Origin of the sequence: Pseudomonas sp. BS-2016, assembly GCF_001806145.1 — a bacterium.
Taxonomy (GTDB): Bacteria; Pseudomonadota; Gammaproteobacteria; order Pseudomonadales; family Pseudomonadaceae; genus Aquipseudomonas; species Aquipseudomonas lundensis.
On sequence record NZ_MLCT01000032.1, the window covers coordinates 110,514 to 136,504 of the forward strand.

Consider the following 25,991-nt stretch of genomic DNA (forward strand, 5'->3'; position numbering starts at 1 on the left):
GAGGCGAATCACACAATCCACGCGCCACGGATCGCCAGAACGACAAAGGGGATGGCACCTTGCAGGCCATCCCCTTGTAATACATCACGTCAATACACGCTTTATTGCAGTCCTTTGGCCGCCTGCAGCTTGTTGCGCACAATGGACCGGTAGGCCAGTCCCAACAGCAGGAACCAGCCCGGCACCACGTACAACGCCTGCCGCGTGTCGTCCTCCAGCGCCAGCAACACCAGAATGAAGGCAAAGAACGCCAGACACACCCAGACCATCACTTTGCCGCCCGGCATCTTGTAACGCGATGCCTGATGCAAGTGCGCGCGCTGCTTGCGGTAGGCCAGGTAGGACAACAGAATCATCGACCAGACAAACATGAACAGGGTCGCAGACACCGTGGTAATCAGGGTGAAGGCGTGCATCAGGTTGGGGATCAGGTAAATCACCAGCGCCCCGGCCAGCAGGCAAATGCACGAGAAGATCAGCCCGTTGGAAGGCACGGCGCGCTGCGACAGGTGCTTGAATTTCTGCGGCGCATCCCCTTCCAGCGCCAGGCCGTAGAGCATGCGACTGGTAGAGAAAACGCCGCTGTTGGCCGATGAAGCGGCCGAGGTCAGCACCACGAAGTTGATGATGCCTGCCGCCGCCGGAAGCCCCGCCAGCATGAACAACTCAACAAAAGGGCTTTTGTCCGCGACCACGTCGCGCCATGGCGTGACGGCCAGAATCGCCATCAGCGCGAACACGTAGAACATGATGATGCGCAGCGGAATCGAGTTGATCGCGCGGGGCAAATTACGCTCCGGGTCTTTGGTCTCGGCGGCGGTGGTGCCAGCCAGCTCGATCCCGACAAAGGCAAATACAGCGATCTGGAACCCGGCAAAAAAGCCCATCAGCCCATGGGGGAACATCCCGCCGTCATTCCACAGGTTGCTCAGCGTTGCAGCGTGCCCCGCGGGGGACTGATAGGCCGTGACCACCATGTACAACCCGGTGCAAACCAACGCACAAATGGCGACGATCTTGATCATGGCAAACCAGAACTCCAGCTCACCGAACATCTTCACGGTGATCAGGTTCAGCGACAGCAACAGCGCCACGCACCCGACCGCCGGCATCCATAAGGGGACGTCCGGAAACCAGAACTGCGTGTACCCAGAAATCGCGATCACATCCGCAATCCCGGTGACGATCCAGCAAAACCAGTAGGTCCAGCCCATGAAGTAACCGGCCATCGGCCCCAGCAAGTCGGCCGAGAAATCAATGAACGACTTGTACTTGAGGTTGGATAACAGCAACTCACCCATGGCGCGCATGACAAAAAACAGCATGAAGCCAATGATCATGTACACAAAAATGATCGAGGGGCCCGCCAGGCTGATGGTCTTGCCCGAGCCCATGAACAGGCCGGTGCCGATGGCGCCGCCAATGGCAATCAGTTGAATGTGACGGTTGGACAAACTGCGCTGGAGTTCGTGAGGTTCACCGACAGGCGGCTGATCAAACGCTGAATCCTTCAATGTTCTTTTACCTTGCAAGTGGATTTTTCTTATCGGTGGAGTTGACTTAACCCCCTTATAAATCGAGGGGTACTTTAAAGGCGACGCGCACGCAAAACACTGAGCTGCATCAGTGCTTGCCGGACTGTCCTACAGACAGGAAGGATCATGAAAAAGCGGCCTTATTGGCCGCTCTCAGCTTGCAAGGGCATGCGCAGCTCAACCCGCAACCCGTCGGGCTGACTGTCAAAGCTCAACCCACCGGCGCAGCGCTCGACAATGGCCTGCACAATGGCCAGCCCCAACCCGCAGCCGTTGCTGTTGTCGTTGCGCCAAAAACGCTGGGTCATGTGCTGCAAGGTGTCAGGCGCGATGCCGGGGCCGTGATCGCGGACGACAAAATACACATCTGCGGCCACGACGCGAAGTGTCAATTCGACGCGGGTATCGGCCGATGTATGGCGCAAGGCGTTTTCCAGCAAGTTGCGCAAGGCCGCAATGGCCAGTACAGACGGGACTTTCAGCGAGGTGTCGGGCAGATTCGCCGGCACATTCAGCACAATGCGATCGGCCGCCCCGCTGGCGGCATCATGAATGGCCAGGCGCGCCACCTGCTCGGGCGAGCACTGCACACCGTCGTCAAACGACAAACTGCCTTCGACCCGGGCCAGCAGCAACAATTGCTCAAGCGTGCGGTGCAAGCGGTCGGCACCGGCTTCAGCGTGAGCCAGCGATTGCTCGCGGGCCGCGCCCTCGGTCATGCGCGCCACTTGCAGGTGAGTCTTGATGGCCGTCAGCGGGCTGCGCAGCTCGTGGGCAGCATCGCCGGTCAAGCGCCGCTCGCGCTCAATGGCCTTGGCGATACGGGCCAGTAACTGGTTCTGTGAATCGAGCAACGGTTGCAATTCGCTGGGCAGCGGGCTGATCTGCAAAGGCTGCAACGAATCGGCATCGCGGCGCATCAGGGCGTCGCGCATGCGTTTGAGCGGCGCCAAACCCTGCCCGATGCCCAGCCAGAGCAACAATAAACAGCCCACCAGCGCCATGCCCACCGGCACCGAAGCCGCCAGCAGCACCGACAGGTTCAACGCTTCCCGCTCCACCTGACGGTCGGCCGTGGTGATGCGCAGGTCGCCACGGTCCAGGGTGAAGGTGCGCCAGGCGGCACCGTCAATGATCTGATCGCGAAAGCCGGTGGATTCAGACTGCATGGGCTGATCCGGGTTGTTATGGCTGCGTGCCAGAATTTCGCCCCGCAGCGAACTGACCTGGCAGGCCATCCCACCGGGGATGGTCAGTTGTTCCGCGCTGAAATGGGTGCCCTCGCCTTTTACCGGCAATTGCGGCAATTGCTCCAACAGCCCGGCGACCATCCGCGCAGAGGCCACCAGCCGCTGGTCGAGGGAAAACATCATCTGCTGGCGCAGGTCACTGAGCATCCAGGCCGCCGCCAGCATCCAGATCACAATGAACGCCGAACCGATGGTCAGGCTCAACCGCAGACGCAGGCTCATCATGCCTCGGGCTCGTTGCCATCCGCCGGGCCCAGGCGATAGCCAAGGCCGCGCACGGTTTCAACGATGCCATTGCCCAATTTGCGGCGCAGGTGGTGGATATGAACGTTCAAGGCGTTGCTCTCCAGTTCGTCACTGAAACCGTAAATGCTGTCTTTGAGCTGCTCGGTCGACAGCACCCGGCCCCGGTTATGCAGCAGGGCCTGCAACAAGGCCTGCTCGCGGCGGGACAGGTCCACGGGCTTGCCCCCCAACAATGTGGCGCGGCTGCTGGGGTCGTAAGTCAGGCGCCCGTGCTCGATGAGATTGACGCTGCGCCCGGCCACTCGGCGCAACAGTGTGTGCAGGCGCGCTGCCAACTCGCGCAGGTCAAACGGCTTGAGCAGGTAGTCATCGGCGCCCGCTTGCAGGCCGTCCACGCGGTCAGTCACCGCATCCCGCGCAGTCAAAACCAGTACCGGCAGATCAAAGCCCTGCTGGCGTAGTTGCTGCAGCAGCTTGAGCCCGTCTTCATCCGGTAACCCGAGGTCCAGCACCATGGCATCGAACGTGGCGGCCTTGAGCATCGCGCGCGCTTTACCAGCGGTGTTGACGTGCTCCACCGTCATGCCCTGGGCCGTCAGCCCGGCCACAATTCCGCTGGCAATCAGTTCATCGTCTTCGCAAACCAATACGTGCATGCAGATACCCGCGTAAAGAGGCCGATTTAAGGGCGCTGGGATTAAGGGCCGATTATGCCGTTTTTAACACTCGGTTAATCAAGTGCCGCCAAGGTAGCGTCAATTCGAATATCCAGGGTCTGGCGCATGTCTCGTTTGATGGTGTTTTTTTTCCTGCTGCTGACGGGCTTGAGTCAGGCGTACGCCAGTGACAACCCGTTTGAACAAAAAGCCGATTTCCTGCCGGCCAACAAAGCCTTCGTGTTCACTTCCGAGCTGTTGCCTTCAGGCGAAACCCGGCTGCACTGGCAAATCACCGATCAGTACTACTTGTACAAAAAACGCTTCAAATTCGACGGGCTGGATGCCGCGCAGACGCCCGTGCTTCCTCAAGGGCAAGAACACAGCGACGAGTTTTTCGGCGCCACCCAGGTGTACCGCAACAGCCTAGAACTGCTAATCCCGGCAGGGGCCAGCGGTCAGGTCAAAGTCAGTTGGCAAGGCTGCGCCGATGCCGGGCTGTGCTACCCGCCACAAAGCCAGACCGTGGACCTGGGCGGCACACAGCCCGCTGCCGAGCAGGGGCAAGCTCAAGACCAATCACTGGCGTCCAGCTTGCAGCAGCGTTCTTTGGGCTGGAGCTTATTACTGTTTTTCGGCCTCGGCCTGCTGCTGGCGTTCACCCCGTGTTCCTTGCCCATGCTGCCAATTCTCGCCGGTCTGGTGGTCGGCAGCGGCGCCAGCCCCGGCCGCGGCTTTGCGGTTGCCGGCAGTTATGTGCTCAGCATGGCGCTGGTGTATGCCAGCCTCGGCGTACTGGCCGCGCTGCTGGGTGCCAATTTGCAGGCGCTGTTGCAACAACCCTGGCTACTGGGCAGTTTTGCCGCGCTGTTTGTCCTGCTCGCTTTACCGATGTTCGGTTTTTTCGAACTGCAATTGCCTGGCGCCTTGCGTGACCGGCTGGAAAGCGCCGGACGCGGACGCAAAGGCGGCAGCCTGATCGGGGCCGGGGTCCTGGGTGCCCTTTCGGGCTTGCTGGTCGGGCCGTGCATGACCGCTCCGCTGGCGGGCGCGCTGCTCTACATCGCGCAAAGCGGCAATGCCGTGCAAGGTGGCCTGGTGCTGTTCACCCTGGGCGTCGGTATTGGCATGCCGCTGTTGCTGCTGGTCACGGTCGGCAGTCGTTTCCTGCCCAAGCCGGGGGCCTGGATGAACCTGATGAAGGGGCTGTTTGGCTTCCTGTTCCTGGGGACCGCGCTGCTGCTGGTGCGGCCGGTGCTGGATGAATCGCTGTGGCTGGCCTTGTGGGGCGTGCTGTTGCTGATTGTGGCCGGCAGCCTGTGGCAACAGGCGCAACAGTTTCTGCGCGTCAAAGCGCTGTTTGCCCCCCTGGGCCTGCTGGCCGGTCTGTGGGGCAGCCTGATGCTGATCGGCGCCGCGGGCGGCAGCACCGACCCATGGCAACCCTTGCAGGTGTACACCGCGAAAACCGTGGCCGGCAGCCCTTCGCAAACGGCCCACGACGCGTTCATAACGGTTAACACCCCGGCCGATCTTGAGCGCGAACTGGCAGCCGCCAGGGCGCAAGGCCAATGGGTGATGCTCGACTACTACGCTGACTGGTGCGTGTCCTGCAAAGTGATGGAGAAAAAAGTCTTCGGCCAGCCGCACGTCATGCAAGCCCTCAACGGTGTACGTTTGTTGCGCCTGGACGTGACCGACGATACTGTCGCCAGCCGCGACCTGCTCAGCCGCTATCAAGTACCCGGTCCACCCACGTTTATCTGGATCGGGCCGAACGGGATTGAGCGTCGCGCACAGCGCATCACTGGCGAAGTGAATGCCGAAACCTTTTTGAATAACTGGCAAGCCACCCGGGAACTCCTCTAAATGCTGACCCTGACCATCGGTTCGTTTGCGCTGGCAATCAACCACCTGCTGCTGATCCTGGCCCTCGCTCTGGCGACGCTGGTGGGGTGGCGGGTGGCCAAACGCGGTGGCGAAAACCCGGAGTCAGTCCTTTTCAGCCTGTTCCTGTTGGGTTTACTGGCGGCGCGTATCGGTTTTGTCATCGCTTACTGGCGTTACTTCCATCAAGACCCGTTGCAAATGCTCGACCTGCGCGACGGCGGCTTTGTAGTGTGGGCGGGGCTTTTGGCTGTGGTGGTGGGCGCCGTGATCTGGGGCTGGCGCCGCGCCGGACTGCGACGCCCGCTGGGCTGGGGGCTGTGCAGCGGCCTGGCGTTCTGGCTGCTGGCGAGCTTGTCTTCCAACCTGTACGAAAAAGGCACGCAGTTGCCCGACATGGTGCTGCGCAATGCCAACGGCGAATCGGTGCAACTGGGCAGCTACAAAGGCGGCCCGCTGGTGATCAATCTGTGGGCCACCTGGTGCCCGCCATGCCGACGCGAAATGCCCGTTTTGCAGAACGCCCAGCATCAGCACGAGAACGTGACCTTTCTGTTCGTCAATCAGGGCGAGAGCATGCAGAGTGTCAGCACCTTCCTTGAAACCCAAGGCTTGAACCTCAGCAACGTGCTGTTCGACAGCGGCGGCCAGTTGGGGCAGAAAGTCGGCTCCATGGCCCTGCCCACCACCCTGTTCTACAACGCGGACGGCCGTCTGCTGGCCAGCCATCTGGGTGAGTTGTCCGAAGCCAGCCTGGCACGAGCCCTCGAACGTTTTGACCCGAACATTTCACCGTCAGCCCGCCAGGGCGACCCTGCAAGGAATACCCAATGCGTAACCGCACACTGTTAAACCTGAGCATGAGCACCCTGCTGGGCGCAGCCCTGCTGCAATCCCCGTTGTTGCACGCCGAAGAACTGCCACCGGCAATCAAGAAAATCGAAGCCAAGGGCGCGAAAATCATCGGCAGCTTTGATGCCCCGAGCGGCCTGCGCGGGTATGCCGCGCAGTATGAAAACCGCGGCATGGCGCTGTACCTGACGAAGGACGGCAACGTGTTGGTGGGCAATTTGTATGACGCCAACGGCAATGACCTGAGCCTGGCGCCGCTGCAAAAGATGGTCTACGAACCGATGGCCAAGCAAGTCTGGGCCAACATGGAAAAGACCCACTGGATTGCCGACGGCAAAAAAGATGCCCCGCGCATCGTGTACTTGTTCAGTGACCCCAACTGCCCGTACTGCAACATGTTCTGGGAACAGGCCCGCCCGTGGGTGGACGCAGGCAAGGTGCAGTTACGCCACATCATGGTTGGCATCATCCGTGAAGACAGCCCCGGCAAGTCGGCCGCACTGCTGGCGGCGAAAAACCCGCAACAAGCCCTGCACGACCACGAAAAGGCCGGCAAGGCCAGCACCCTCAAAGCACTGGGCAGCATCCCGGCTGACGTGCAGGCCAAGCTCGACGCCAATATGCAGTTGATGTCCGAACTGGACGTCGCCGCCACCCCGGCGATTTTCTACCTCGACGAACACGGCAACCTGCAACAACAGCAAGGCGCGCCATCGCCGGAAAAACTGGAGAAAATCCTCGGTCCCAAGTCGTAGTGCATGTAAAACGCAATCGACTGGAAATATCCTGTAAATGACTGCGTGAATCCCTGCTGAATCGTTTCAAGACAAGAGAGCGGCCTACTTGTTATGTTCGCCGCCCTGACGTCAAACGATGAAAAAACAGGGACACCCGTGACAAACAATACCGATAAAGGCGCAGCGGTTTATTCCCCACTGACGTTAAAACTCTATGACGCTTGGGTGCTGGGCGTATCTAACCGTTATCCCTGGAAATGCAAGACGCGCCAGGTTCTTTTGCCTTTCTTTCAGAAGAACTTGAGCGCAAGGCATCTGGATATAGGCGTCGGCACAGGTTATTACCTTGCCAAAGCGCGACTTGAAACCGGCAGCCGGGTCACGTTGATGGACCTTAATGCAAGCAGTCTGTGTGCCGCTCAGGGCCGCCTCAAGCACCTTGCGGTCCACACTGTTCAGCATGACGTCATGACGGCCTTGCCTTCACAGTTTGAAGGCGGTTTCGACTCCATCTCCATGTTCTACCTGTTGCATTGTTTGCCCGGTAACTTCGCGGATAAAGGTAAAACCTTTGCGCATTTAAAGAGCGCACTGAGCAAGCATGGCGTCCTGTATGGGGCCACCATTTTGGGCGAAAGCGTTGAACACAACGGATTCGGTCGCACACTGATGCAGCTCTATAACCGCAAAGGGATTTTCGGCAATCAGCGTGATGACCTGGAAGGCTTGCGGGAACAATTGCAGCAACACTTTGCTCAGGTGCAGATTCGCCTGGAAGGCAAAGTTGCCCTGTTCGAAGCGCGCCAACCCATCGTGTAGCCTGAAAAAAGTGGAGGCCCATCGACCTCCACGCTCAGGTTTAATCCGCGATCATTTCAATCCCTGCCCCCTTGCAGGCCAGGGCATGTGCGTTTTGAACGCGCTCCAGCCACTAGAGCCCCTCCAGTTCCGCCATCAAGTCACTGAGACGGTCGACCTTCTCTTCGTTGATCTCGCTGTTTTCCAGCCCCTGGATGTACTGCGCCAACGCTTGTACGCAACTGCACTCAAACATCGCCCGCAGCGGTACGTTACGTTGCAACACCTTCTGCACCCGTGAGGCGATTTGCGTGGCCAGTAACGAATGCCCGCCCAACGCGAAGAAATTGTCGGTGACCCCCACCCGGTCCACCTGCAACACCTCGGCCCAAATATCGGCCAGGGTCTGCTCCAGCTCCGTGCGCGGCGCCAGGTAATCTTCGCGCGGCTGTTGGCCGATCTCGAGTGCCGGCAACGCCTTGCGGTCCAGCTTGCCGTTGGCATTGAGCGGCAGCCGCTCCAGCCACGTCCAGTGCAGCGGCACCATGTACTCCGGCAGTTCGGCACGCAGACGCTGCTGGATGCGCTGCAACGCCTCGCCATGGCTCAACGCCGACGGTGCGGCCACCAAATACCCCACCAGGTACTTGCCATTGGCGCCCTCCTGCACGCCAACCGCCGCGTCGCGCAACTGCGGCTGTTCATGCAGACGCGCTTCGATTTCCCCCAGCTCGATGCGGTAACCGCGAATTTTCACCTGATGGTCGATGCGCCCCACGTATTCCAGCACCCCGTCCAGGCGACGTCGGGCCAGGTCGCCGGTGCGGTATAAACGCTCACCCGGCGCGCCGTACGGGTTCGGCACAAAGGCGATGGCGGTGCGCAGCGGATCACTCACGTAGCCGCGCCCCACCCCGGTGCCCGCCACACACAACTCGCCCACGGCGCCCAGCGGTACCAGTTGCAGGGCGCTGTCCAGCACAAACAAGCGGTTGTTGTCGGTCGGGGTGCCGATCGGCAGATAGCTGCCCTGGGTCGATGCCTGATCGACACGGAAAAACGCCACGTCGTCCGAACATTCCGCCGGGCCATAGGCGTTGACCAGCCCGATCCCCGGATACCGCGCCAGCCATTGCTGGGCCAGTTCCGGCGGCATCGCCTCACCTGTCGGCAACATCCAGCGCAAGCCGTCGAGGGCCACAGGCGCCTGCGCCAGCATCCCTTGAATCAGCGACGGCACGCTTTCCAGCACGCTGATGCGCTGCGCAGTGACCTGCGCCAACAACGCCTGCGGGTCATGGGCAAGGGTGTTCGGCACGATCGCCACCCGCGCCCCGAACAACGGGGCCGCCAGGAACTGCCAGACCGAGATGTCAAAGCTTTGCGAGGCCGTCTGGGCAATCACGTCCCGCTCGGTCAGTTGCAGGTACGGCACTTTGCTCAACTGGTTGTTGAGCATGCCGCGCTGTTCCACCATCACGCCTTTGGGCAAACCGGTTGAGCCCGAGGTGTAGATCACGTACGCGAGCTGGTCGGGCTGGCTGTAGACCTGCGGGTTATCCCCGGCGAGCGCTGCGGCCTGTACCTCTTCCCAGACCAGCAGGCGCGGACGGATCGGGCACCCGGCGTCGTCGATCAACCCTTGGGCCTGTTCCCGGCACGCTTCGGTGCACACCAGTAACGGCGCGCGGCTGAGGTCGAGGAGTCGGCTCAGGCGCGCGCCCGGCAGCCCCGGGTCCAGCGGCAAATAACCGGCCCCGGCCTTGAAGCTGCCAATCATCATGCCCAGCAACGGCAAACCGCGCTCCGCCAGCAACGCCACAGGTTGGTCCGGGCGCACACCGGCGTTGATCAGGGCATGCCCCAGACGGTTGCTGACCGTATTGAGCTCGCGGTAGCACCATTGCTGATCGAGGCAGTTGGCCACAATCCGCTCCGGGTGCGCCGCCACCTGCGCTTCGAACAACTGGACATAACTGTGCTCCAGCGGATAGTCGCGCTGGCTCTGGTTGCAGCCGTCGATCAAGAAGTCACGCTCACGGTCGCCCAGCAAAGGCAACTGCGCCATGTCACCCTCCAGCCCGTCCATTAACGCCAGCAGCAGGCGCTTGAATTCCGACAACAGCCGTTCGACGCTGCTGCGCTCGAAGTAACGCTGGTCATAAGACAGATGCAGGCCCAGGTCATCACCGGGATAGCACACAGCCGTCAGCGGGAAGTTGGTATGGGTACGGCCCGAGTCCGAGGTGGCCTTCAGGTGCTGGGCCCGGTCCATGACCGACATGTCCACGGGCGCGTTCTCGAACACGAACAAGCTGTCGAACAGCGGTTGGCCTTTTGGCAACTCACTGCGCTCCTGAATCGTCACCAGCGGCAGGTATTCGTACTCGCGCAGCTCCATGTTGTGCGCCAGCAGTTGACTCAACCATTGACGCACGCCCAGCGCCTGACCGTCCTCCGGCATCTGCACCCGCAGGGCCACGCTGTTGATGAACAACCCGACCGTGTGTTGCATCTGTGGCAGCTCCACCGGACGACCGGCCACGGTCACGCCGAACAACACGTCACGCTCGCCGCTGAATCGGCGCAGCACCAACGCCCACGCTGCCTGAGCAAAGGTGTTGATGGTCAACTGATGCTGTTGCGCCAGTTCCCGCAGCCGCACGCCGTCCTGCACCTCAAGGCGGGTGTAGCAATCGCCCACCAGCATGCCGCCGCTGTCGCCCGCATGCTCGCGCAGGAATGGACGGTCGCTCGGGATGTAGGTGGTGTGTTCAAAGCCTTGCAGGTTGCGTTGCCACCACTGGTTGGCCTGGTGCAGGTTTTGCTGTTGCAACCAGCCGATGTAGTCACGGTAGCGCGGCGCCAGCGCCAACTGCGGCGCACGGCCCTCACCCAGCGCGCTGTAGATTTCAAAGAAATCACTCATGAGCAGTGAGCGGCACCACGCATCGATCAGGATGTGGTGGTTGCTCATCATGAACCAGTAGCGCGCCTCCCCGACCCGGATCAGCCGCAGGTGGAACGGCGCCTGGTTGAGCAAGTCGAAACCGGCTTCACGTTCCTGCTTGAGCAACGCTTGCAGCCGCGCTTCGTGGCCTTCCTGCGGCGCATCGCTCCAGTCCTGATAGTCCACGGCGGTGGCGCCGGGGCGATGAATGATTTGCAGCATGTGCTCACCGGCGTTCCAGCAGAACGAGGCACGCAACGCTTCATGCCGTGCGACCACGGCTTGCCAGGCCTGAGCAAATCGTTGCGGGTCCAGCGCGCTGTTGATGCGGTAGCGGTCCTGCATGTAATACAACCCGGTGCCCGGCTCCAGCAAGGTGTGCAACAGCATGCCTTCCTGCATGGGGGTCAGCGGGTACACGTCTTCGATGCACTCGGCGGGCACCGGCAGCGCGTCCAGCTGCGCCTGAGTGAGCGCGGCCAGCGGGAAGTCCGACGGCGTCAGGCCCCCGGCACCGTCGCTCACGCAATGCGCAATCAGCGCCTCAAGCTCGCGCAGGTAGTCCTGCGCCAGCGACTGCACGGTGGTCGTGTCATATCGGTCAGCGCTGAAGGTCCAGCGCAGCAGCAACTCGCCGCCGTAGACCTGACTGTCGATGCTCAACTCGTTGGGCAACGGCGCCTGCGGGTCATGGGCCGCTCCCACCGGTTCATCCAGCGGCCGGAATAACGCATCGCTGGCAAAACTCTGGTCGAACTGACCCAGGTAATTGAACGTGACCGCCGCTTCGGGCAATGCGGCCAGTGCCTGGCGGGTTGCGTTGTCGGTGAGGTAACGCAGCACGCCATAGCCCAGGCCCTTGTGCGGGATGCTGCGCAGGTGTTCCTTGATGGCCTTGATCGAAGCGCCCTGATCGTCGCTCAGCGGCGGGGTCAGGCGCACCGGATAGGCACTGGTGAACCACCCCACGCTGCGGCTCAGGTCGATGCCGTCGAACAGCGTTTCCCGGCCGTGGCCTTCCAGTTGCACCAACGCCGAGGGTTGCCCCGTCCAGCGGCACATGACCCGTGCCAACGCAGTCAGCAACACGTCATTGACCTGTGTGCGGTACGCGCTCGGCGCCTGTTGCAGTAATTGACGGGTACGCTCGGCATCCAGACGCACGCTGACCGTCTGCGCGTGCAGGTTTTGCCGGCTGCCCTGCGGCCGGTCGCAAGGCAACACGACCTGTGGCCCGTTGAGTTGCGCTTGCCACTGGCTCAGCTCTTCGCGCAAGGCGTCGCTGCCGGCATAGGCCTGCAAACGTTCGGCCCAGTCACGCAGGGCGCTGGTTTTGGCGGGCAGGTTCAGCGGCGCCTGCGCCGCCCGTTGGCGATAAGCGGTTTGCAGATCGTCCAGCAGCACCCGCCAGGACACACCGTCAACGACCAGATGGTGAATCACCAACAGCAGGCGTTGCTCACCCTGCGGCCCGTCGATCAATAGCGCCCGCAGCAACGGCCCGCGGTCCAGGTTGAGGCTGCGCTGGGCCTCGTCAAACAGGGCCTCGCAGGCGTGCCAGTCATTCACCTGGGCCTGCCACAGCAGCGCCTGATCGGCATCGCTCCGGTATTGGGCACGCCATTGCCCGGCGTGGCACTCAAAACCAAGGCGCAAGGCATCGTGATGCGCCCGCAATGCCACCAGCGTCTGTTCCAGCAGCTCGGGCTCAAGGCGCCGGGTCGGCTGCAACAGCACCGACTGGTTCCAATGCTCGCGGTGCGGCATGTCGGTGTCGAAGAACCAGTGCTGGATCGGGGTCAACGCCGATTCGCCCGTAAGTGGCCCTTGTTCGGCCGTGGTCTGCTCGGTGCGGGTGGCCACGCTCGCCAACGCTTGCACGGTTTGATGCCGGAACAAATCCCGCGGGCTGAAATGGATGCCCAGTTGCCGGGCGCGGCTGACCACCTGAATCGACAGGATCGAGTCGCCGCCCAACTCAAAGAAGTTGTCGTTGAGCCCAACCTGCGCCAGGTTCAGCACGTCACACCAGACCTGCGCTAGGTGCTGTTCCAGCGGGTTGCTGGGGGCCACGTATTGCTGACGGTTCAGCTCGGGGTCCGGGCTGGGCAAAGCACGCCGATCCAGCTTGCCGTTGGCCGTCAGCGGCATGCTGGCCAACAGCATCAGGTGGGTCGGCACCATGTAATCGGGCAACTGCACCTTGAGCCGGGCCTTCAGCGCTTCACGCAAGGCCGCTTGCCGGGCCTCGTCCTGCTGCGCCGGGTCGCACACCAGGTAAGCCGCCAGTTGTTTACCGCCGGGCAGGTCCAGCGCCAGCACCACGGCTTCGCGCACAGCCGGGTGTTCCAGCAGGCGACTTTCGATTTCTCCCAGCTCGATGCGAAAGCCTCGGATTTTGACCTGATGGTCGACCCGGCCCACGTATTCGACCTGCCCGTCGGCGCGTTGGCGCACCCGATCGCCGGTTCGGTAGAGCCGTCCGCCCACGTCAGAAAACGGGTCAGCCACAAAGCGTTCGGCGGTCATGCCCGGGCGTTGGTGATAGCCCTGCGCCAGACCGGCGCCGCCCACGTACAGTTCGCCCGTGGTGCCCTGCGGCACCTGTGCCAGCCCGGCATCGAGAATGTACGCCACGCGGGCACCGATCACGCGGCCGATGGCCACGCTGCCCGCGCCCTCCTCCAGTTGCTTGGGCGCCAAGCTAGCCAGCGGCATGACCACGGTCTCTGTCGGGCCATAGGCGTTGAAAAACTGTTGCGGCCGGAACGCGGCCCGAATCCGTTGCACATGTTCACCGGTCAGGGCTTCGCCGCCCGTGATGCACAGGCGCACCGGCAGGGTCTGCTGTTGCGTGGCCAGCCACTGCGCCAGTTGGCTGCCGTAGCTTGGGGTGAACCCCAGAATGTTGACCTGCTGTTCGCTAATCAGCTGGCAGATCTCTTGCGCGTCCCATTGCCCCTGAGCGCGCAACACCACCCGTGCGCCGCACAGCAACGGCACCAGCAACCGCTCGGTCGCCGCATCGAAGTTGATGGAGTAAAAATGCAGTTCACAGTCGTCCGGGCGCATGCCGAAGCTATCGATCACCGCACGGCAATGCATGGCGATTTCGCCGTGGGCCACCACCACCCCTTTGGGCTGGCCGGTGGAACCCGAGGTGTAAATGAGGTAGGCCTGATGCTGCGCCAGGCTGATAAACGGCAACTCGGCAGTCGGGTAGGCGGCCAGTTGCGCGCCGTCTTGCTCGGCACACCAGCGCGCCACGCCTTGCGGCAATGGCCCCAGGGCCTCAAACAAAGCGCGGTGGCTGAGCAGCAAGCCGATGCCGCTGTCTTCAATCATGTAATGCAAGCGTTCGAGCGGGTATTCAGGGTCCAGCGGCACGTAAGCGCCCCCGGCCTTGAGAATGGCCAGCAGGCCGACCACCATCTCCAGCGAGCGCTCCAGCGCCAGCCCCACCCGCACCTGCGGGCCCACGCCGCGTTCACGCAGCATCCACGCCAGACGGTTGGCGCGGCTGTCCAGCTCGCCGTAACTCAGGTGTTGCCCGGCAAAGGTCAAGGCAATGGCCTCGGGCCGCGCCAGCGCCTGTTCGGCAAACAGCGTGTGAATACACAGGTCCGGGGCGTAATCACCTGCCGGGGCGGCCATGGCCTCAACCTGTTGCTGTCGTTCGTCGGCGTGCATCAGCGGCAAGTCGCTCAGGCGTTGTTGCGGATCACCCAGCAACCCCTCCAACAGCGTGCGCCAATGCGCGGCCATGCGAGCGATGCGCGGTTCATCAAACAGGTCCGTGCTGTACGTCAGGCAGCACCCCAGCCGATGGTCGAGGTCGGTGACTTCCAGATTCAGGTCAAACTTGGTGGCCCGCGCGTCGTTGGCCAGGTACTCGACGGTCATGCCCGCCAGCTCCCGGCGCTGCTGGAATTCCCAGCGCTGGACGTTGCACATCACTTGAAACAGCGGGTTGTAGGCCGCGCTGCGAGGCGGTTGCAGCGCTTCGACCACGTGATCGAACGGCAAGTCCTGATGGGACTGCCCTTCAATCACCGTGTGGCGCACCTGTTCGAGCAACGCGCCGACACTCATGTGCGCATCGAGCTGGCAGCGCAGCACCTGGGTGTTGAGGAAGGCGCCGATCAGCCCTTCACTTTCGGGCCGAATGCGGTTGGCCACCGGCGCGCCGATGCGCACGTCGGTCTGGCCGCTGTAGCGATAGAGCAACACGGCCAGGGTGGCGGTCATGGTCATGAACAGCGTCAGGCCGTGCTCGGCATTGAAACGGCGCACGCGGGCCGCCAGCTCATCACTCAGGTCAAAGCGAAACAACTCACCCTGATGGCTCTGCACCGGGGGCCGTGGGCGATCACTCGGCAACTCCAGCAGCGGGTGCTCATGCCCCAATTGGGCGGTCCAGTAATCGAGCTGGCGCTGACGCTCGCCCGATTCCAGCCACTGGCGCTGCCACACGCTGTAATCCAGGTACTGCACGGCCAACGGCGCCAGCGGCGATAACCGGTCATCGAGAAAGGCTTCATAGAGCTGACCCAGCTCGCGGGCGAAAATATCCATCGCCCAGCCTTCGGTGACGATGTGGTGCAAGGTCAGCACGAAGTAGTGCTCGCGCTCCCCGGCCTTGACCATGCACGCCCGCAATAACGGGCCGGTTTCCAGATCGAACGGGCGATGCGCTTCGGTGTCGGCCAACGCCTGCAAACGCTGCTGTCGGGTGGCTGGGTCCAGGGCGCTGAGGTCGAGCCAGGCCATGTGCAGGCCGGTTTCACGGTGAACCTTCTGACAAGCCACCCCGTCCACGCTCGGGAACGTGGTGCGCAGGGTTTCGTGACGCAGGATCAGCGCCTGCAAGGCCGCCTCGAAACGGTCCACATCCAGCACACCGTTGAGCCGCGCCATTCCGCCGACGTTGTAAGCCGGGCTGTCGGGCTCCATCTGCCAGAGGAACCACATGCGCTGCTGGGAGTACGACAAGGGTACGGGCTGGCTGCGATCGACCGTTTCAATCGGCAAGTGCGTGTTGTGCGTGCCGGTGGCCTGAATCAGCGCCACGGCGTCCACGAACGCCCCCAGCTCACTGGCTTCAAACAGTGTGCGCAACGCCAATTCGACGTCACAGGCCTGCCGGACCCGCGACACGATCTGCGTGGCCAGCAGCGAGTGCCCGCCCAGGGCGAAGAAATCATCGCGCAGCCCGATGCGCGCCTGCCCCAGCACTTCGCGCCAGATGGCGGCAATGTGCTGTTGCAGCGCGGTGACGGGCTCGACGTGTTCACGCACGCACCATTGCGGTGACGGCAAGGCGCGCGGGTCCAGCTTGCCGCTGGGGCTCAAGGGCATGGCCGCCAGTTGCATGAGCTGCGCAGGCACCATGTACTCCGGCAGTTCCCGTGCCAATGCGGCACTCAGTGACTGGCTGTCGAGCGCGTGGTTTTCAACGCAGGTGTAGTAACCGATCAACTGCGGCCCGGCGACCGTGTCGCGAATCACCACGGCGGCGTGTGCCACGCCCGGCTGCGCCAGCAAGCGTGCTTCGATCTCCTGCGGTTCTACCCGGAACCCGCGCAACTTGACCTGCTGATCGAGCCGACCGAGGTATTCCAGCGCCCCCTCAGCGCCCCAGCGCACCCGATCGCCGGTGCGGTACAGGCGTGAGCCGGGCTCGCCCAGCGGGTCAGCGATGAACCGTTCGGCGGTCAGCCCCGGACGCTGCTGGTAACCCCGCGCCAGACCGATGCCGCCGATGCACAGCTCACCCGGCACCCCGGCGGGTAGCGGGTTGAGTTCGCTGTCGAGCACGCGGCACAGCACGTTGCCCAGCGGCCGACCGATGGGCGAGCGTTCTCCGTCGGCCGGGCTGCACGCCCAATGGGTGACGTTGATCGCGGTTTCAGTCGGCCCGTAACGGTTGTGCAATTGCACGTTCGGCAACTGCGCCAGCACCCGGTCACGCAATGCGGCGGGCAACGCTTCGCCGCCGGAAAACAGGCGACGCAAGCTATGGCAGTGCACGGTTTGGGGCTCGTCGACGAACACACGCAGCAGTGGCGGCACAAAGTGCAGCGTGGTCACGCCAAATTGCTGCACCAATTGCGCAATGCGCTGCGGGTCGCGGTGTTCGCCAGGCCCGGCCAATACCAGCGGGCAACCGGTCATCAGCGGCCAAAAACATTCCCACACCGACACGTCAAAACTGATCGGCGCTTTTTGCAGCAGCACGTCATCGGCCTGCAGTCCGTAGGTGGCCTGCATCCAGTGCAGACGCTCACTCAGCGCGGCATGGGTATTGCCCACGCCTTTGGGCAAGCCGGTGGAGCCGGAGGTGTAAATCACATACGCCAGGTTATCGCCGTGCAGGTGCAGGCCCGGCGCATGGCTGGGCCAGGTGTCGAGCTTGAGCAGGTCCATCGCAATCACGCTCACGCCTTGCACCGCCGGCAAGGCTTGCAGTAGCGGGCTCTGGGTCAGCAGCAACGCCGCGCCGCAGTCCTCCAGCATGTAGGCCAGACGCTCTGCAGGGTAATCCGGGTCCAGCGGCACATAGGCGCCGCCCGCCTTGATGATTGCCAACAGGCCGATTAACAGTTGCGGGGATCGCTCGGCCGCAATCGCCACCGGCACGTCCGGCCCCACCCCTTTGTCACGCAGGTAATGGGCCAAGCGGTTGGCCTGGGCATGCAGCCCGGCAAAGTCGAGGCTGCCGCCGTCCCACTGTAATGCCACGGCGTCGGGCGTGTGCTGGGCTTGTTGCTCCAGCAGTTGCGGCAACCACTCAGACGCCGGAGGGCAAGGCGCGGCGCCCCAGGCCTGTTGTTCGGCGGATTGCCCGGGCGTCACGAGGTGCAGGTCGCCCACTGCCTGTTCCGGGGCGTTGCTGACTTGGCGCAGCAGGCTGACGTAATGCTCGGCCAGGCGCGCAATGGTGCTGGCTTCGAACAGTTCGTCGGCGTAATCAAACGACAGTGTCAGCCGGCCCTGGCGATCTTCTTCACTGTGCAATTGCAGATCGAACTTGGCTTCGCGGCTGTGCCAGTCCAGCTCTTCGGCCAGCAACCCCGGCAGCCGGCGCAAGGCCGCCGGATCGCGTTGCTGGTGGTTAAACATGACCTGAAACAACCCCTGTTCGCGGGCCTGCGGCAGTGCCTCGATCAGTTGTTCAAACGGCACGTCCTGATGCGCCTGTGCCTCCAGGGTGACCTGCCGGGTTTGCGCCAACAGTTCAGTGAACGGCAAACGCCCGTCCAGTCCGGCCCGCAGCACCAGGGTGTTGATGAAGAAACCGATCAGGCCGTGGGTTTCCTGGCGCGCACGGTTGGCGCTGGGCACACCAATGCGAATGTCGCGCTGGCCGCTGTAGCGGTAGAGCTGCGTTTGAAACGTCGCCAGCAGCCACATGAAAGACGTGGCGTTGTGCGCATGTGCCGCAGTGCGCACCGCGTCGCTCAAGGCGGCATCCAGCTTGAGGGTGTGACGGGCCGCGCTGGACCGTTTAAGGGCCGAACGCGGGTGATCGGTGGCCAGACGCAACACCGGGTGTTCATCGCCCAATTGCCGGGTCCAGTAATCGAGCTGGCGCCCCGCCTCGCCTTGCGCCAGCCATTGACGCTGCCAACTGCCGTAGTCGGCATATTGCAGGGCCAAAGGGGCAAGTTGCAGCGACTGCCCCAGGCAAGCCGCCGCGTACAGCCGGGAGAACTCGTCGACCAACAGGTTCAGCGACCAACCGTCGGCAATGATGTGGTGCAGGGTCAGCAGCAGGTGGTGCTCGTGTTCATCGAGCTTGACCAGCATCACCCGATACAACGGCCCCTGCTCCAGGTCGAACAGGATGCAGGCTTCCTGCTCGCGGATCTGCCGCGCACGGGCCTCCTGCTGATCGGCTGGCAGATCGCTGATGTCGATGAGGTGCAGGTCGAAGCCAGCCGCTTCGTCGACGCGCTGCATCGCCTGCCCGTCCCGTTCGTAAAAGCGCGTTCGCAATGCCTCGTGGCGCTCGATCAACTGCGCAAAACTGCTGCACAGCGCGGCCTGATCCAGCTCACCGCGCAACCGCAACGCGCCGGGGATGGTGTACGCGCGGCTGGTCGGGTCCAGTTCCCACAAGAACCACAGGCGGTGTTGCGCCAAGGATTGCGGCAAGCCCTCTGCACGCGGCAACGCACGTATGGCGCCCTGCGCCGGGCCGCCTGCATGTTGCAACGCGGCAACCTGCGCCGCGAACGCGCCCAGCGTCGGTGCTTCGAACAGCAAGCGCAGGCTCAGCTCCAGCTTGAGTTCTGCTTGCAGGTGAGCGATCACCTGCGTGGCCAGAATCGAGTTGCCACCCAACAGGAAAAAGTGGTCGTCGGCGGCCACTTGCTCGACCTGCAAATGTTCGCACCACACCCACGCGATCAACGCTTCCAGCTCGCTGCCGCGCCCGGCGTCCGCTTCGTCCGCCTGCGCAGGGCCGCGGGAGGGGAACTGCGCATAACCGTCGAGGCTGCCATCGGCCAGACGATTGCGGCAGGCAGAACGTTGCAATTTGCCGCTGGAGGTTTTGGGCAATGCGCCGGGGTTGAGCAACACCACCACACTCGGCGCCTGCTGGCAGGCCTCGGCCACGGCCTGGCGAATGGCGTTGATCAGCGCATCGGGCGGCAGGATTTTTTGCACACTGCGGCTGATCTCGGCCGCAATGCCAATCCCCTCTTCGCCTCTGACATTCACCGCGAACGCCGCCACGCGACCTTTGCGCACCACCTCCACTTCGCGCTCGATGGTTTTTTCGATGTCTTGCGGGTAGAGGTTTTGCCCGCGCACGATCAGCAGGTCTTTCAGGCGTCCGGTGATAAACAGTTCACCGTCATGCAGAAAGCCCAGATCGCCGGTGCGCAGCCAAGTCTGACCTTCGAATTGAACGAAGGTGGTGGCGCTGGCTTCAGGGTTGCGCCAATAGCCGTGCGCAATGCTCGGGCCGCTGGCCCAAACTTCGCCCACGCAATCGTCTGCCAGTACGCACAGACGGTTGGGCTCCACGATCATGACTGCGTGTTCCGGCTGATGGGTGCCGCAGCTCATGACCGCGCTGCCGTCACCGGCCACGATGCGGTTGTCAGCCAGCGCCAGTTCGTCCAGACGCAACGCAGGAATGCCTTGCCCGCGCTGCCCGCCTGCCACAAACAGCGTGGCCTCGGCCAGGCCATACGAGGCGAAATAGCTGCTGGCACTGAACCCACAGGGCGCGAATTTTTCAGCGAAGCGCTCCAGGGTGTCCTGACGGATCGGCTCGGAACCCGAGTACGCGACGCGCCAACGGCTCAAGTCGAGACCGGCCAGCGCACTGTCGCTGACCCGCTCGCTGCACAGTCGATAGGCGAAATCAGGGCCGCCGCTGATGGTGCCGCCGTACTCGCTGATGGCTTCCAGCCAGCGCAGCGGACGGGTCAAAAAATACGCCGGCGACATGAGCACGCACGGCAAGCCGCTGAAAATGGGCTGCAACAGGCCGCCGATCAGGCCCATGTCGTGGTACAGCGGCAACCAGCTGACGATCACATCGTCCGGATTGAGGTCGATGCCGAAGCCGCGACGGATCAGCAGTTCGTTGGCAACCAGGTTGCCGTGGGTCACTTGCACACCTTTGGGCAAGGCCGTGGAGCCTGAGGTGTATTGCAAAAAGGCAATGTCATCGGCCTGCACCGCCACGGGCTGCCACTGTCGGGCCAGGCCGGGCTCAAGCGCATCCACACACAGCAACGGCGGCGCGTCGGCTGCGGTCAACGCGTCCAGCTGCATCAGCGGCGGGCGCAGGTCGCTGTGGGTCAGCAGGACGCGGGGTTGGGCGTCGGCCAGAATCGACAGCAAACGCTCCTGATGATGACGGCGCGCCGATTCAGGCGGATACGCCGGAACCGCAATCACGCCCGCATACAGGCAACCAAAAAACGCCACCACGTAGTCCGGCCCGCTGGGGAACAACAATACGGCGCGGTCGCCCGGCCCGGCCGTGGCCTGCAAGGCTGCGGCGATGGTCCGCGCGCGCTGGTCCAGGTCGCCATAGCTCAACACCTGCCCACCCTGCGGATCGTCTGCAAGAAAGCGTAAAGCCAGGCGGTCCGGGGTGCGGGCTGCGCGGTGTTGCAGGGCTTGAGCCAATGTACCGGGGAGTTCGAACGCGTCCATCTTGGGGTTTCCTGTAGAGGGCCGACGGGGTTTCGCGGTGACGGCGAAACGCCAACAGGCTCCAGGCTTGAAAAAAATCGGTCTGCTTGAAGTACGAGAAGCCGGGGCTGCGCTTTACACGTGGGGGCTGGCTATTGGCCGGGCCTGATGGTTGCGCCAGCGCGCCAGATGTTCTTCGGCGTAGCGGCGCAGGCAACGCAGCAAGGGTTGCTCCTGCTCCACCAGAAAGAAGTGATGCCCCTCAAACATGTCGAGGGAAAACCTGCAGCAGGTGTCGGCCTGCCAGTCGAGCAGTTGATCGGCGCGAACGCTGTCCTGCTTGCCGCCAAAGACGTGAATCGGCAGCGCCAGCGGCGTGCGCTGGCCATAGGTGAAACTGCCGCACAGCAAAAAGTCGGCGCGCAGGATGGGCAGCATCAATTGCATCAGTTCGGTATTGGCCAGCACGGCGTCGTCGGTGCCTTTCAACTCGCGCAGGCGGGCGAGCAGTTGCGCATCGGACTTGGCCACGGCGTATTCGCTGACATCGCGCCGGGCCGGGCCCGCCGTGGCCGACGCAAACAGCGCTAACGGCGCTGGCAGGCCGCGCTCACGCAAGGCATGCACCAGCTCGAAGGCCAGCAAGCCGCCGAGGCTGTGGCCGAAAATGGCGAAGGGTCGATCCAGCTCGGGGCTGATTTCGTCCGCCAGTTGATGGGCCAGGCGTTTGATGTCGCATTGCAGCGGTTCGTCCATGCGCATCCCGCGCCCCGGCAGCTCCAGCGCACGCACGTGCAGCCACTCAGGCAATGAACGCCGCCAGCGGTTGTAGGCCATGGCACTGGCGCCCGAGTGGGGCAGGCAAAACAGGCGCATGTTGATCACCTTACTCATCGCCCGACGCCACTGCCTGAGGCCTGATGGAGGTGCGCAAGGTGCACGTGTGCCCCCTCTAAACTCGCTGCGTGTTTACGGTCCTTTCCCATCTCGCCCTCCTGTCCGAGCCATTATTTGGCCAGCCCTGATCCCGACCCATGTCCATTGAGAACGGTTGGCCGACGCAAATAATTAGTCCCGCGAGAGGGGGTGATTTTGAACGGACGGTGCGTGATGTGAGGCGTTTCTCAAAGTGAGGTAATCGGCTTCATTAATTCTCTTTCTCAATTGACAATCATTATCATTCAACCTAATTTGTTGCGAGCTGTGTAGGACGCGGCTTGTCCAGACGCCCACACTTTTTCAATTGCAACAGGTGATTTCCATGACGGAACAAGTGTCCACAAGCAGGTGCGATTCACCCTTACTTCAGGCCTTTGTTGAAAACCGGCTCATCCTGGTCAAGATTGCAGCACGCATCACCGGGTGTCGGTCCAGGGCTGAAGATGTGGTGCAAGACGCCTTCTTCCGTTTGCACGCTGCGCCGCAGATCACCTCATCGTTCAAGGCGCAATTGAGCTACCTGTTTCAGATCGTGCGTAACCTGGCGATCGATCATTACCGCAAGCAGGCGCTGGAGCAGAAATACTCCGGCCCGGAAGAGGAAGGCTTGAATGTGGTCATCCACGGCGCATCGCCCGAAACCTCGCACATCAACTTTTCAACCCTGGAAAACATTGCCGACGCACTGACCGAACTGCCCAGCCGTACGCGCTATGCCTTCGAGATGTATCGCCTGCACGGGGTTCAGCAAAAGGACATTGCCAAGGAATTGGGGGTGTCACCGACGCTGGTGAATTTCATGATCCGCGACGCCCTGATCCACTGCCGCAAGGTCTCGGGCACCCCACGCGATACCTTCGCGCGCCGCTGAGCGTCAACGCCACTTGCAGGAGCGTGCCCGCCCCTGCAAGCCCCGGCCAGCCGCTAGACCAACTCGCACCCTTCGAAGAAACGCTCGCGGCTTTGCATCATCAGCGCTGCACGCTTGTGCGGGAAGTTGAACTCTTTCTCGCAGTGAAACCCGTGAGACTGCATATAGCCGATCATCTTCGCGTTATCGGCACGCGGCTCAGCCACCACGCGCTGAGTACGTGGGTCGTCCAGAAACACGTAGTGCGTCAGCGCCGACAGCCAACTGGCGACTTTATGCGGCCCGCGATGCGCCTGCTCCCCCACCAGCATGTGAATGCCCCGGTCGTAATCGTCCACGTCATAAAACGGCGCAATACGGTCTTCTTTCGCCCAGTACACTTCGAAATACGCAAACGGCTGGTCATCGATGCAGCCAATCAAGGTCACGGTGTGCGGGTCAGCGGCCAAGGTCTCGAGGAATTGGCGGTGGCGCCCAAGGGTGCCGCCCTCCTCCCAGAAATCCATGACCCGGGGCGTGTTCTGCCAGCGGTTGAAGCGTTCAAGGTCGGCTTCGATATCCAGGGTGCGCAGGGATATCCAACTGCCCAGCCGGGCATCAAAACGCCGATACACCTCGCCCACCGGTTTGGGTGCGCGCAGCGGATGACGTTTACCCCCGCTGATGACCATGTGCTGCGGGTACGCCGCCACGGGCGCATCGCCGGTCCATGGACGGGGCTGTTGCCAAAACAGACTGCGCAGGCATTGGTAGTGCCCGGCAACCTCGGTGGCACGCAACAGCCCGCTGCGCAATGCCGCGGGCGGGGGCGGATCGAGATGCCAGGTCAATTGCTGACACGCAGGATCACTGGCAAACAACCAGTAACAAGCCGCCCACACGCCTTGCAGCGAGGCGCCGGGTTGGCCGTCTTGCAGGTGCAGTTCAAGGGTGTCGCCACGCTCAAGGCGCAGGTCGATCAGTGGGTGTTGCCCGTCAGTCAGGCTCAGGCGGGTGTCGGTCAGGTCGGCACTCAGATCGCGCCAGCGGGGTTGAAACGGGAAAACAGCAGTCATGGCTTGGGCTCACGATTATCGTCAACAGTCAGGCTGTTTGACGTTAGCCGACCCGCAGAATTTAGGGCAGCACCTCAGCCAGTGGCCGACGCATGGGCACCACGGCCACTTGAAACGGCTCGAAGATCGCCTTGATCTGGCCGTTGTCACGCAGCTGTTGCAGCAGGGCCGCCAACTGCGGGGCGGCAATTGGCGCCTGTGGCCGCAGCAAGGCGTAGTGGTGGTAGATCTGGTCAATGCGCTGGGACACCAGCACCTGGGACTTGATCTTCGGGTTGCGGGCGAGCAGCTCGGTGAGGTTGGAACGGGTAATCAACGCCACATCGACCCGGCCACGCAGCACCATCAGCAGGTTACTTTCGTGGGAGTACGTGAGCGTGGCATTGAAGTGCTGCGCCAGGTAACGGGGTGAAGGGTTAAACCCGGCAAACGCGTAGTGATAGCCGCTAAACAGCGCCAGCCGTTTATTGCTCAAATCGTCGAAGTAATCCTGTTGGCGGTCCGGCTGTTGCCTGGCAACGAACACCTCGGCATCTTCAAGGCCCATGTCCACCGCGCTGTAGGCAATGTCCTGCCAGCCCCAGGCCGGGTTCTCGAACATCACCATATCGACTCGCCCCTGATCGAAATCACGGAAGCGACGGGGGATGGAACTGGGCACCGGAACAAAACGGAAGTCGTTTTGCAGTTGGTTGAGGGCATCGAGCAATTGCGGCAACAAGCCAGTGTCGACGCCGCTTTCGGGGCGCACTGTGTAGGGGGGAAAGTGAGCAGCACCGACCCTGACTTCCTGCACGGCCCACACGGGCGTCAGCAACGTCATGCCAAAGGCCAGCAACATGCTGTGAGCCATCCGTACTGGCAAACACTTCAAACCGTATACCTCTGGTTACGCCTTTGGCTGGAACTTATTGTTCTGTGCACGACCTTACATCGGGCGCGATGGCCATTCAAACCCGCGTAGCCTACCAAGGAAGCCCTTGACTGGCCCACACAAAAAAGAGCCTAGGCGGATCTCACTGCTTTGGCTACGCTCCACTGCTCAACACCGATGCTGTTTAAGGAAGCCGCACATGCCGCACTGGCTGGTAATTGATCTGGAAGCCACCACCGACGACGGCGGCTGGCCTCTGGAGGAAATGGAGGTGATTGAAATCGGTGCCAGCATCGTCACCCGTTCGGGCCGTGAGGTTGACCATTTTCAACGGTTTATACGGCCCGTGCGCCGCCCTTTACTGACGCCCTTCTGCCGCCAGCTGACGCGCATTACCCAGGCCAATATCGACTCCGCCATGCCGATGACGCAGGTCTGGGAGCAGTTTGAACGCTGGCTGGGCCAGCACTTGCCCCACCTTGAAGCCTGGGCCAGCTGGGGCGACTACGACCGCAAGCAACTGCAGCAGGAATGGCAGCAAAAACAGCTCAACAGTGCATTGGCGCATCTGGCGCATCACAACCTTAAACAACAGTTCGCACAGGCACGTCACTTGAAGCAGGCCTTGGGGCTCAACAGCGCGCTGCAACTGGCGGGCCTGCAGTTTCACGGCCAGCAGCACCGGGCACTGGAAGACGCGCGAAATACCGCACGTTTACTGCCGCTGATTCTGGCCGATTAGCACCCTTAAAAGGGCGTGACGGGATAAAACGGCTTCTGCATACTGGCCAGCCTTTTTAAGCCCCTACCGAGGAATCGCCATGTTTAAAGTCAACGAATACTTCGACGGCACCGTCAAGTCGATTGCCTTCACGCAAGCCGAAGGCAAGGCCACTATCGGCGTCATGGCCCCGGGCGAATACGAATTCGGCACTGCCGAGCGTGAAATCATGCACGTGGTGTCGGGCGAGCTGAACGTCAAATTGCCGGGCAGCGAGGCCTTCGAAACGTTCAAGACCGGTAGCCAGTTCAACGTACCGGCCAATAGCAAGTTCCAGCTCAAGGTCGTGGTTGAAACCGCCTACCTGTGCGAATACCGCTAACCGGCGGTTGAAGCGCCCCCCTCGCCAGCCATGACCCGGCATCCCGCCGCGGTGATCGCTGGCGAGGGCGGCGAAGG

General features: G+C 62.4%; 14 protein-coding genes. 7 read left to right on the forward strand and 7 right to left on the reverse strand.

Annotated features, from left to right (window positions below):
* Nucleotides 1-101 precede the first annotated feature (101 nt).
* The 3 genes from cycA to BKD70_RS16900 all read right to left on the reverse strand — a co-directional run bounded on the left by cycA (nt 102) and on the right by BKD70_RS16900 (nt 3,687).
* Complete coding sequence (cycA, locus tag BKD70_RS16890; RefSeq protein WP_047275176.1) at nt 102-1,514, reverse strand: D-serine/D-alanine/glycine transporter; 1,413 nt, start codon at nt 1,512-1,514, stop codon at nt 102-104.
* A 161-nt stretch (nt 1,515-1,675) separates the two neighbouring features.
* Nucleotides 1,676-3,010, reverse strand: a complete 1,335-nt coding sequence (locus tag BKD70_RS16895; protein ID WP_047275177.1) for an ATP-binding protein — start codon at nt 3,008-3,010, stop codon at nt 1,676-1,678.
* Nucleotides 3,007-3,687, reverse strand: a complete 681-nt coding sequence (locus tag BKD70_RS16900; RefSeq protein ID WP_047275179.1) for a response regulator — start codon at nt 3,685-3,687, stop codon at nt 3,007-3,009. Before BKD70_RS16900 ends, BKD70_RS16895 begins: the two co-directional genes overlap by 4 nt.
* 126 nt (nt 3,688-3,813) lie before the next feature.
* Between BKD70_RS16900 and dsbD the strand changes: the two genes are divergently transcribed.
* The 4 genes from dsbD (at nt 3,814) to BKD70_RS16920 (ending at nt 7,982) form a co-directional block, all read left to right on the forward strand.
* The gene (gene dsbD / locus BKD70_RS16905) at nt 3,814-5,556 is read left to right on the forward strand and encodes a protein-disulfide reductase DsbD (protein WP_047275180.1); all 1,743 of its coding nucleotides are present in this window, start codon (nt 3,814-3,816) and stop codon (nt 5,554-5,556) included.
* The gene (locus tag BKD70_RS16910; RefSeq protein WP_047275375.1) at nt 5,557-6,426 is read left to right on the forward strand and encodes a TlpA disulfide reductase family protein; all 870 of its coding nucleotides are present in this window, start codon (nt 5,557-5,559) and stop codon (nt 6,424-6,426) included.
* A complete protein-coding gene (gene dsbG, locus BKD70_RS16915) occupies nt 6,405-7,181 on the forward strand; it encodes a thiol:disulfide interchange protein DsbG (RefSeq protein ID WP_047275183.1) in 777 nt (258 codons plus the stop codon). The genes BKD70_RS16910 and dsbG overlap by 22 nt, the downstream gene beginning before the upstream one ends.
* Before the next feature lie 138 nt (nt 7,182-7,319).
* Nucleotides 7,320-7,982, forward strand: a complete 663-nt coding sequence (locus BKD70_RS16920) for a bifunctional 2-polyprenyl-6-hydroxyphenol methylase/3-demethylubiquinol 3-O-methyltransferase UbiG (protein ID WP_047275378.1) — start codon at nt 7,320-7,322, stop codon at nt 7,980-7,982.
* 112 nt (nt 7,983-8,094) lie between these two features.
* Here BKD70_RS16920 and BKD70_RS16925 read toward each other — a convergent pair whose 3' ends face one another.
* Both BKD70_RS16925 and BKD70_RS16930 read right to left on the reverse strand, forming a co-directional pair.
* Complete coding sequence (locus BKD70_RS16925; RefSeq protein WP_047275185.1) at nt 8,095-21,093, reverse strand: non-ribosomal peptide synthetase; 12,999 nt, start codon at nt 21,091-21,093, stop codon at nt 8,095-8,097.
* A gap of 114 nt (nt 21,094-21,207) precedes the next feature.
* Nucleotides 21,208-21,966, reverse strand: coding sequence for a thioesterase II family protein (locus BKD70_RS16930; RefSeq protein ID WP_047275187.1), 759 nt, complete (start codon nt 21,964-21,966; stop codon nt 21,208-21,210).
* Nucleotides 21,967-22,333: 367 nt separating this feature from the next.
* Here BKD70_RS16930 and BKD70_RS16935 point away from each other — a divergent pair, with 367 nt between their 5' ends.
* Nucleotides 22,334-22,882: an RNA polymerase factor sigma-70 gene (locus BKD70_RS16935; protein ID WP_047275189.1), complete on the forward strand. Its 549-nt coding sequence runs from the start codon at nt 22,334-22,336 to the stop codon at nt 22,880-22,882.
* A 53-nt stretch (nt 22,883-22,935) separates the two neighbouring features.
* Here the strand turns inward: BKD70_RS16935 and BKD70_RS16940 are convergent, their stop codons facing one another.
* Nucleotides 22,936-23,937 carry a GNAT family N-acetyltransferase gene (locus BKD70_RS16940; protein ID WP_047275191.1) on the reverse strand — a complete coding sequence of 334 codons (1,002 nt, stop codon included), beginning with the start codon at nt 23,935-23,937 and terminating at the stop codon, nt 22,936-22,938.
* A 61-nt stretch (nt 23,938-23,998) separates the two neighbouring features.
* A complete protein-coding gene (locus tag BKD70_RS16945) occupies nt 23,999-24,778 on the reverse strand; it encodes an ABC transporter substrate-binding protein (protein ID WP_240478024.1) in 780 nt (259 codons plus the stop codon).
* A gap of 232 nt (nt 24,779-25,010) precedes the next feature.
* Between BKD70_RS16945 and BKD70_RS16950 the strand changes: the two genes are divergently transcribed.
* Together BKD70_RS16950 and BKD70_RS16955 are read left to right on the forward strand one after the other, a co-directional pair.
* Nucleotides 25,011-25,553: an exonuclease domain-containing protein gene (locus tag BKD70_RS16950; RefSeq protein WP_047275195.1), complete on the forward strand. Its 543-nt coding sequence runs from the start codon at nt 25,011-25,013 to the stop codon at nt 25,551-25,553.
* 79 nt (nt 25,554-25,632) lie between these two features.
* Nucleotides 25,633-25,914, forward strand: a complete 282-nt coding sequence (locus tag BKD70_RS16955) for a pyrimidine/purine nucleoside phosphorylase (RefSeq protein WP_047275197.1) — start codon at nt 25,633-25,635, stop codon at nt 25,912-25,914.
* The last annotated feature ends 77 nt before the right edge of the window (nt 25,915-25,991 follow it).